Source organism: Gordoniibacillus kamchatkensis (assembly GCF_000829455.1).
Classification (GTDB): domain Bacteria; phylum Bacillota; class Bacilli; order Paenibacillales; family NBRC-103111; genus Gordoniibacillus; species Gordoniibacillus kamchatkensis.
Genome location: NZ_JXAK01000110.1, coordinates 1 through 9,670 on the forward strand (window position 1 = coordinate 1; position 9,670 = coordinate 9,670).

General features: G+C 50.1%; 9 protein-coding genes and 2 pseudogenes. 2 read left to right on the top strand and 9 right to left on the bottom strand.

Annotated elements, in window-relative coordinates; translation table 11 throughout:
• The 4 genes and pseudogenes from SD70_RS31630 to SD70_RS31645 form a co-directional block, all read right to left on the bottom strand.
• Positions 1–1,076 (bottom strand): DUF58 domain-containing protein (locus tag SD70_RS31630; protein ID WP_041052581.1); only part of this gene is annotated, 1,076 nt, incomplete at its 3' end.
• Between the two features lie 14 nt (positions 1,077–1,090).
• Positions 1,091–2,064: pseudogene (locus SD70_RS31635) on the bottom strand (AAA family ATPase).
• Between the two features lie 71 nt (positions 2,065–2,135).
• Positions 2,136–3,518: a polysaccharide deacetylase gene (locus SD70_RS31640; RefSeq protein WP_052488110.1), complete on the bottom strand. Its 1,383-nt coding sequence runs from the start codon at positions 3,516–3,518 to the stop codon at positions 2,136–2,138.
• Positions 3,519–4,088: 570 nt separating this feature from the next.
• Positions 4,089–4,352 (bottom strand): peroxiredoxin, encoded by a 264-nt coding sequence (locus tag SD70_RS31645; protein WP_331436867.1) that lies wholly within the window; start codon positions 4,350–4,352, stop codon positions 4,089–4,091.
• Between the two features lie 415 nt (positions 4,353–4,767).
• On the opposite strand from SD70_RS31645, the gene SD70_RS40700 reads away from it, so the two are divergent.
• Entirely contained in the window at positions 4,768–4,971 is a 204-nt protein-coding gene (locus tag SD70_RS40700; protein ID WP_082053800.1) for a DUF7695 domain-containing protein, read from the top strand.
• A gap of 188 nt (positions 4,972–5,159) precedes the next feature.
• On the opposite strand, the gene SD70_RS31650 is transcribed toward SD70_RS40700, so the two are convergent.
• Positions 5,160–5,342: a hypothetical protein gene (locus SD70_RS31650; RefSeq protein WP_041052582.1), complete on the bottom strand. Its 183-nt coding sequence runs from the start codon at positions 5,340–5,342 to the stop codon at positions 5,160–5,162.
• A 437-nt stretch (positions 5,343–5,779) separates the two neighbouring features.
• Here SD70_RS31650 and SD70_RS31655 point away from each other — a divergent pair, with 437 nt between their 5' ends.
• Positions 5,780–6,346 carry a beta-class carbonic anhydrase gene (locus tag SD70_RS31655; protein WP_041052587.1) on the top strand — a complete coding sequence of 189 codons (567 nt, stop codon included), beginning with the start codon at positions 5,780–5,782 and terminating at the stop codon, positions 6,344–6,346.
• A 514-nt stretch (positions 6,347–6,860) separates the two neighbouring features.
• Here SD70_RS31655 and SD70_RS31660 read toward each other — a convergent pair.
• The 4 genes and pseudogenes from SD70_RS31660 to SD70_RS31670 form a co-directional block, all read right to left on the bottom strand.
• Entirely contained in the window at positions 6,861–7,646 is a 786-nt protein-coding gene (locus tag SD70_RS31660; protein WP_052488113.1) for an SGNH/GDSL hydrolase family protein, read from the bottom strand.
• A gap of 23 nt (positions 7,647–7,669) precedes the next feature.
• Positions 7,670–7,906, bottom strand: a pseudogene (locus tag SD70_RS40595) (DUF6526 family protein); the annotation flags it as partial.
• Between the two features lie 235 nt (positions 7,907–8,141).
• The gene (locus tag SD70_RS31665; RefSeq protein WP_041052583.1) at positions 8,142–8,654 is read right to left on the bottom strand and encodes a DinB family protein; all 513 of its coding nucleotides are present in this window, start codon (positions 8,652–8,654) and stop codon (positions 8,142–8,144) included.
• A 153-nt stretch (positions 8,655–8,807) separates the two neighbouring features.
• Positions 8,808–9,197, bottom strand: a complete 390-nt coding sequence (locus SD70_RS31670) for a nuclear transport factor 2 family protein (protein ID WP_041052584.1) — start codon at positions 9,195–9,197, stop codon at positions 8,808–8,810.
• Between the last annotated feature and the right edge of the window lie 473 nt (positions 9,198–9,670).

The window sequence follows — 9,670 nt, forward strand, 5'->3', positions numbered from 1 at the left end:
GTCGCAAGCGCACGGCGCCTTTGCCGTCTATGCGCGCCAGCCCGCTCGAGCAACAGCTCGCGGCCGCGCGGGCCGCTGCCGGCGGCGACGGGAGCGCCGCCGTCGCAGCAGGCGAGCGCGAGCGCCAAGCCGCGCTCGCTGCACGCCCGCAGCAGTCCGGCCGCGGCCCGGACGGACGCCTCGAGGGCCTCCGGCCCGGCGCCCGCGAGCGCGGCATACGTCGCTGCGGACGTGTCGAGCAGCAGCAGCACTTGCTGCTGCTCATGCGGCTCCGGCGCCTTGACGGTCAACTTGCCCCGCCGCGCCGTCGCCTTCCAATGCATGCGGCCGAGCGGGTCGCCCGCCGCATAATCGCGCAGAGCGGCCAGCACCCCGCCGCCTGCGGGCGTGCGCGCCCCCGGCAGGGGACGCCCTTCCTCGTCCGTGCCGTACCCTACGCCGATGCGCAGCGGCGTCTCGCGCGGATAAGCGACGAAAGCCGGGCCCACGCCGGCGCCAAGAGCTGGATTCGCACCATGTCCGGCATGCGCGGCCGAGCCCGCCACGACACCGCCGCGGCGCCCTCCCCCCTCCGGCAACATCCCGGCTTGCGGCCGCCCTGCCAATACTGCGACTTTCCGCCGTTCCGGCAGCCATCCGATGCCGTCGCCAGCGGCGGCAACAACGCGGACGAGCCGGTACTCCCCGCGCGGCAGACCGGTGAGGGTATACCGGTACTCAAGCGTTTTACGGAACCAGGGAAATAGCAGCTTGCGATACGTACGGCTTGTTGCCTCTCCGGTTCGTTTCCAATGTTCTTCCAGCAACAGCCACGGCACCGGGACGAAGGAACGGTGGTGCAGCCGCACGGCTACCGTCTGCTCCTCGCCTTCGAGCAGCCGCGCCGCCGACAGCTCGTGCCATACCTCAATGCGATGCAGCGCGCCGAGCCGCACGGCCAGCCCTATCGCGAAAGCTGCCGTCAGCGCATCGAATACGAACCAAGCGGCGTATCCGCCATACTGAACCGCTAAAGCCCCGGCGGCCGCCCAGGAAAGCAGGGCGAGCAGCGTTTTCCAAAACGAAGCCGCAATCATGAGCGCCCGCCCCCTCATCCTGCCGCCGACGGCGAGGAAGCCGACGGAATCGGCTGCGCGAGCACAATGGCGCGGACGACCGCTTCCGGCGTCCGGCCGGCGAGGCGGGCTTCCGCCTTCAGCAGCAGCCGGTGCGCCAGCACCGGTTCGGCCATGCTTTTGACGTCGTCGGGAATGGCATACGTTCTGCCTTGCAAATAAGCTTTCGCTTTCGCCGCCTTGTACAGGGCAACGGTAGCCCGCGGGCTGGCGCCGAGCTCCACGTCGGGATGCGCGCGGGACGCCGCCGTCAGCGCGACGATGTACCGATTCAGCGAATCGTCGACGTGCACGCGCCTCGCTTCATTTTGCAAATGGAGCAGTTCCTCTGGCAGCAGCACCGGCTTCAGCGCCTCCACCGCCGGACGGTCGTCAAGTCTGCTCAGCAGCTGCAGCTCGTGCTGCACGCTCGGATACCCGAGCGAAATGCGGAGCAAAAACGGTCAAGCTGCGCTTCGGGCAGCGCATACGTTCCTTCGAAATCGATCGGGTTCTGCGTTGCCAGCAGCAGGAACGGTTTCGGCAGCTCATAGCTTACACCGTCGACAGTAACGCGCCCTTCCTCCATCGCTTCCAGCAGAGCGGCCTGCGTTTTTGGCGGCATGCGATTGAGTTCGTCGGCCAGCACCATGGAACTCGACAACGGCCCCGGCCGATATTCAAAATCCCCCGTACGCCGGTTGTATACGGACACCCCGGTAATGTCGGACGGGAGCAGGTCGGGCGTTCCTTGAATGCGCTTAAAGCTGCAGCCTACGGTGCGGGATAAGGTGCGGACGAGCATCGTTTTGCCGACGCCCGGCACGTCTTCGAGCAGCACGTGGCCGCCGCAGAGCAAGGCGATGACGGCTTTCTCCACCGCGTCTCTTTTGCCGTAAATGATTTTTTCCGTTTGCTGTACGATCCGTTCGATCATTGCGCTTGGTTGTTCCCACCAAAAAGGCGACATGGCACAGCCTCCTACCAGATTAATGACTCTAGTAGCAGTGTTGCCAGCAGTGAGAGAGTTTAGACGTAGATTTAATAGAGCGGAGATGTAAAGAATGCAGGATAGGCGCCTAAACCCGGACGAATGTCGACATACCGGTCGTCCCGGAGCATCGAATAGCCGCCGACCGCGCCTCCGAGCATGGTGAGCGTCGCCCTAAGCGGCACGAAAATGGAGCCTGCGGCCAGCTTCATATCGGCGAAGGGGATGCGGGCTGACGGCTTCCCCGCGACCTCGGCGCGGATCGTTCCCGTGTTCGGCTCATAGTTCAATTCGCGCAAACCGGCCCGCACCGTAGCCGTCCGCGTCCGGTCGTCCCAAGCGACGGAGGCGCCGAGGCGGCTGGCCAAAAAACGGAGCGGCACATACAGCGTTCCTTCCTCCAGATCATAGCTTCCGGGCGGGAGCACCGCATGGGCCCGGCCGAACCGCAGCTGCAGCGGAACGTCGTTCGCCGGCGGCGGGGAGACGGGCTTCACTTGCTGCGATGCCGGTTTGGCCTGATCTTGCCAGGCCGGATTAAAGCCGTGAACGTCCGCAGCCAGCTTGGCGAACTTGCCGGGAGGCATGGCGCGCGGCCATTTTGTTTTGGTTACGGCGAACTGCTCCGGCTTCACTTGCTCGGACAGCGTCGCGAACGTATAGCCCTTGTCTTTAAACAGCTTGATAATGTCCGGCAGCGCCTTTACCGTTTGCGCATGGCCGGTCCCGTCGTGCATGAGCACCGTCACTTCGTGCGCGAACGGGCCACGTTTGATCGTATCGATCATTTCGCTTGCCGGTACGTTCGCCCGCTTCGAATCTCCGCTATCGACGTTCCAATCGAAAACCGTAAAGCCCGCCTGATCCAAAAAATAGAAGTAGAACGCGTCAAAGTTCGTCGCCGTGCCGCCTGGCGCCCGCAGGAGCCGGGGCCGGAACCCGACCGTACCGGCGAAAATGTCGTCGGTCTCCTTCACCTGCCGCCAAAACTCGGCAAAGCTTCCGTACAAAGATTGATAGACATGGTCGTATGTATGATTGCCCAGGGCATGCCCTTCGCGCACGACCCGCTTCGCAATGTCGGGATATTCCCGGACCTGTTCGCCAAGTTCGAAAAACGTCGCCTTCACGCCTTCTTCCTGCAAAATGTCCAGCACTTGCGGTGTCAGCTTGCTCGGTCCGTCGTCGAACGTCAAATAGACGGTCGGGCTTTTCGGCGCAGTGTAGTCGTGCGGCTGCATGATCTTTTTGCCGGAAGCGAGGGCATGAAATACGGCTTGGTCCCCATCGGACAGCCGGCCGCTCTCTTCATCGGCTGCGGCGTACGCGGGCAGAGCTGCCGCTCCGGCCAAGGCGGCAATCAAGAACAGCAACGCGAAAAGGCGGACAAGTGTCCCGCCGCGGCGGCGAGACGGGTACGGCAATTGGAGCATCGTCGATCCCTCCGGGTCTCTATCAATTGATGAAGCTGATAGAGTATATGGGGGCCGATTCGCAAGTATGCTAGTACGCGAAAGAAAGTAATGCAGCCCGTCCCCGCCCCGCCAAACGCCAAAATGCCGCCCGGCGCCAATTGGCGAGCCGTGCGGCATTTCTTCTATAGCCGATGGTAAGAAAATCGGTAAATCCATTATGCTGTTGCGGGAAATCCTCCAGTTATTTCGACCAGAATCTCGAATTAAGGCGGGTTAGCGGGAAAACCTCCTGTAAATTCGGCAGTATGTCCATGCAACGGAGGAATTTGTCGAAATTAGCGGCAGGTTTTCCTTGTCACTCAATAAAATCGTTTCCATCAGCATCATGAACAGGAGAAATTCTGTTAAGCGCCGATGAAGCCATTGCGGCTTTGAACCAAATGGAAAAATCGCCGCACGGTTTTTGCCGCATAACCCCCGAATTCACCATGATTTGCTGTGTACCTGTTATAGTAGCCCTATCTAAGCCGAGTATTTCTTGCAACTGTTTTCGCGTAATTCCTTCCGTTGGCCAAATCAGTCATGACGTCAACCCGAGTGTGCCCCGTCCATCGCCTTGACAGCATCAAGCACGTTTCGTACGTGCCCTTTCACTCTTATATTGCGCCATTCCTGCACGAGCCGCCCCTCTTCATCGAGCAGAAACGTCGAACGGATAAGTCCCATATACTCTCGGCCGTACAGTTTCTTCAGTCCCCAGACGCCGAACAGCTCTGCCGCCTGATGGTCGGGGTCGGAGAGCAGCAAGTAAGGCAGGCTATGCTCGGCGATAAACTTGCCGTGGCTTTTCAAATCGTCGGGACGAAGATATCTACAAAAACAAAAATGTTCATAATTCAACATACCGCATCAAATGTTGAATCATAGAGATTTTAGTCGCCATAGAAAACTGTGCATAAATATGGACTGTGCATTTATCAACCAATTATGCACTTAGGATAACAAAGGGTCTGCGTAGTTTCTGACCCATTTGAAATTAAAAAAAGACGATGGAATCAGCCATTACCTCCTTGTACTACTGTCTCCGACCGGCAATTCGAACGTGTCAGAGACCCGCTTACATTATATGAGACACACCTTAACTTCTGGAACCCTTGTTGGAAAGACAGGCGGGCCCCTCCGGAAAATATCGGTCAACTTTTCTGTAAAAACCTGAGGATCCGAGGTATAATTAATTGTTGAAGACATCGTTTTTGGAGATGATTTTATGCAAATTAAAAGAAACGCTATACGCTGCTTATCCTGTAATGACATCATCGAGTCTAGGTCCAGAGACGATTTCAAAACATGTATGTGTGGGAAAGTTTCAATTGATGGTGGATTAGATTATCTCAAACGTTCTTACCCTCCGGGTAACTATTATGATTGGTTTGAAGAATTATCAGAATGGCTGTCCCAAGGCGTCAAGTAGTGAAAATCCACGTCGTGATAACATAAATGCGTTCAGCAAGTTTTTTCTCCAAGAAATAAAAACAAACACATCGAGAGCAGATTAAGTGCCCCCTCAAGGAAGCGATATTCACTAAACCTTCAGGGGGCACCACTTTCCACACTATTTGTTCCAGGTTCCCGTTCGGATCCAAGAACTATAAAAAAAACCTACAATTGGTCGGTATTTTCGTACTTTTTAAGGCATTCTCGAACCAACATTTCAGCATCATATTTAGAATAAACACCAAACATACTGCCTAATTCGTGGGATACAGAAATTATCTTATCCAGACTGACTCCGCCTTGAAGCATTACCCTAACTACGTATTCAACTGTATCTAAATTTTTCATTTGTATGTACCTCCCTTTTGCAAAAACCTTGATGTGTGCATGAGGATAGGTCATTAAAGGTTCTATTTATCGTCAAAAGAAACGTCCGCCAGAATTGCTATTCTTTATGATTATAATTCTTTTCAGCAGCAAAACACAGAGCTATTCACCTTGATCATAAAAACACAAAATAAAAAGTGAACCTGCTGATTTCATTATAAGAAGAACATGAATTTTCCGAAAAAATTGCAGGACAGTTTTCTGTTTTGAGCAAATAAACTAGGCTTAAAGCACAGGGTATCTTATTCAGATCCTAACAGCCGTTTGTTGGTTTACTTTAAGGATTGGTAGTTTAGGTTAAAGATTTTCGATAAAAAGGATATGAAACTTTAAGAATTCATTTAGTAAAACTGGTATACTATAATTAATTGGTTAGAAGAAATAATGAGGTGATCGATTTGGAAAAATTATATGAGATTCTTAATTTTAACCAAGGATTCGTCGAGAATAAGGAATATGAAAGATATAAGGGTGCCCGGAATAAGGACAAAAAAATTGTAGTTGTATCCTGCATGGACACTAGGCTTATCGATCTTTTGCCCCGGGCTTTGAATGTAAAGAGCGGAGATGCCAAGATTATAAAAGATGCAGGCGCGATTGTTTTACATCCATTTGGAAGCGTCATGCGCAGTATTATCGTAGCGGTATATGAATTAAATGCCGATGAAGTTTTTATAATAGGTCATCATGATTGTGGAATGAGTGTTATTGATCCGGGTGAAACAATTAAAAAAATGAAGGAAAGGGGAATTTCATCAGAAAAGATGGATACCCTAGAAAGTGCCGGAATTGAATTACAAAAATGGTTACATGGATTCGACAGCGTCGAAGAATCAGTAAAATCAAGTGTTAGAACGGTCAAACACCATCCTCTTTTACCGGAAAACGTTCCAGTTCACGGTCTTGTCATCGATCCGGAAACTGGAAAACTTGACTTAATAGTCGACGGATATAATGACAATTAAATATCCCTGTTGATATTTACTATTCTACTTGTACCTTAGTTTCGAGTGGAGAGGTGTGCACAAATTCATCAGAAAAGATGGCCACCTCTTCGATACGCTTTTATTCGCAATCAGATTGTTTTTTGGGTATCAACCGACAACGATAAGTAATACTCCTATCGCCCCAATCGTGTGGGCGATTTTTTTTACATTTGAACCTTAAAAGTTAAATCATAAAATAAATTCAATTACCGTGTAAGATCACGGAGCTTGGTTAAAATAGGATAAATTAGAGGCTATGGTTATGTGCTTGAGCGATGGGATATTAATGTTCATATCATTTTTTTATGTAGACAATAACTTATTGTCGGAGCTTTATTATACTGCAGTTCAAAAACAATTAACCAAAGATTTCGTTGAAATAAATATAAGGCTCTGCACATTGTTTACATGTATTCAATGTATTCTTGTGGAACATCACAAAAAGCAGGCCATAACTGGAACAATACAGTCTTGGCCTGCTTTTTTCTGCCATTCAAGTATCGTCTCCGTTAGTGTATTTCAACGGTGTGACTCCATTCCCCGTTTGTTTAATGATTAAAGACTCGATCAGATCTGCGACCATGCCGGCACCTCTGCTGTTTAAGTGAATATTGTCGATTGTCAATTGCAGGCCGCGCCTGGAAGAGATCGTGTCCAAATCGCGTCTTAACATGAAATGCTGCATGGAAGCGGTCGACGACTGGTATAGACCCGGCCGGTACGGAAAACTTGACGTTTTGTTTTGCAATTGCAGATACGCCTTCATCCGTTCGTTCAATGGCAAATAGGTCACTCCGTGTGATTTGGCGACGTCGTTTATGATTGCGCTATATTCCCCGGTTCGTCTATTCGCTTCGGAGTCCACATCTTCTCCGATGACCGGTAGGGACAGGAGAGCTACGTGTGCGTTCGTTCGTTCCTTTAGTTCCTTCACGATGATATTCAGGTTCTCTTTGTACCAATCAGGGGACGGGATGACTGGAAGTTTTTTGAGGAAACGTAACAATCGGCTGTTCTTCGGGCTAAGCGTCGAGTTGGCATCGTTTGTTCCGATCAGTATGGTGACAATATCCGGGTTTTGGGCGATCACTTCGTTTAAACGTTCCTGTAGGTTAAAGGCCACATCGTAGTTGACCCCAGAATTAGCGAATGTGACGGGGCGACCAGCGAATCGACGGCGCAGCATTTCTACATAGTCGATACTAACTTGACCTCGGGTGATACTGCATCCGGCACAGACAACGCGCATTTCTGTTTTTCCAGTAGGCTGATTCTCCATTTCTCATCTTCCCCTCATCGCATTTAGACCCGCAGGTAATCCGGCTTCCAAGTCATGATCGACCGCTTGATGTCATCCAGACTCAGATGATCCTGTATGGCTCGCGAACATAACTCCGGAAATTGTTCATCCGAGGAAAACCTTACGGCAATGACCTGGGATAGTGTAAGTTTCGGGTCAAGCATACGCCCCGTAAGCACATAGTGCCGGAAATTTTCTTCTGATCGAATGACTCTGTCCTGCACCTTTTTCGCATATTCGCGTGCGAAAACGTTTCACTGAACCAATCTGCCAGTTAGCATAACAAGCTACCGATTTGACACCGGCAGCTTGTTCCATGATGCTATCGTTATCCGTTAGCGCAGCGAAGGGCTGCCGTGACGCAGCCCTTTCGTAAATTTAACTATCTGCCAATTAGCTCAGAAACACTAACGTTCCTTCCCACGGCAGCATCTTGCTGCATTTTTGAACTCTCGCATCCGTTTGTGAATTGTATCATTCTGCCACAACCCACCTGTTGATTTTCACACCGGCATTCCTGAGTCTTTCTATAAGTTGTCCAGTATGATGCTGAACATGTCTGATCGTATATATGTACAATTCCATTCTGCTAAATGGTAGCCAATCAAACCCGGAACTAGCATTTATATCATCTTGAGTTATTTGATTTGGTGCTTCTCCGTTAATCTTTTCAAGATACTCGAGAAGGTCTGCCTTAGTATAACTGTGTTCAATTTTCGGTGAATAATACGGCGGCCAAGGAACTGCCTCCATAAATTGATATTCGTTCCTTGCTTTTTCCCAATTTTTAAACTTGCTTTCCGAAGGGCTTAAATAAAGATGCGTATAAAATAAAGTGTGATAAACAATGTGCCAATACTTGTTTTCGTGTCCTTGATGGTCCCACAGGTCATCCGGACAATTATTTATTGCATCTTGCAGCATAACTAATGATGATAGTAATTGAGAGATAACAGCCTTTTTCACATTTGCAACTTGCTTGGCCATTGTTTCATCACCATCGTTTCGAAAGGATTTTTTATTGTAAACAATTTACTTATAAATAGCTCAACGAGACTGCCGTTTCGTTTGTCCCGCGGCAGTCTCGTGATTTTGGAGATTATGCTCTTGTTATCCGTTAACGCAACAATGTGCAAGGGTTTATTCTCTCCACATTCCATTCCACTCGTATAACTGTGCGGTAGTCGCATATTCTCGGAGTGATTGAATTCTTGCATCTCTGAAACGTACGATAGTGGCTCCTTCAAAGAAGGATTCGTTACCGTGCCACAAGCATTTAAAACCCCATTCGAATGCGGCTGAATCCTGTCCCAATACGATGGAATGAATATCCCATTGAAGAACTCGATTGCCTTCTCCGAACCACTTCTCCATCCATAGCTGAACCTTGTCCCGCCCCCTGTATATGGGTCCGTAACATTCTGTTATAATACAATCTTCTCTAAGTGTGCTAAGCACGGTTTCAATCTCTGCTGCTTTCCAACCAGCAACATATTGTTCCAGCAGGGTTTTCGCAATGCTCTCATTCAATGACATCCACCTCCCTGAAAATCTTGCGTTTAACTGCCAGTTAGCTTAACGATTCAAGAGCATTCTTTTACTTACGGCAGATCAGCCTTTAATCCGTATTGTTGCTTAGCTTCCTTACCGGTAAGGAATTCTTGTTTATTAACTAGAAGAATCTAACTGACAGGATAGTTGAATGACACTTAGGGAAATCGCGCATAGCTCGCATCAGTAAGAACCTAGCTGAATAGCGGGATCATGATTAGCTATAATTGCAATGCAATCATTTCTTTTCGAAAAAACTTGAATCCACCGAGAAGAATCAAGGGCCTGCTTTTTATTATGTGTGTACTTCATTCCATGATTTCGCGGAATAACCCGCATCCGAAATAAGAAGTAGTGCACCGCTGTCAATAGATTGGACACATAGAATCGAGAAAATCACGCAGCTGTGTAGTACATACGTTCTCGTTGATTGGGCGTGAAGTACCCGATGG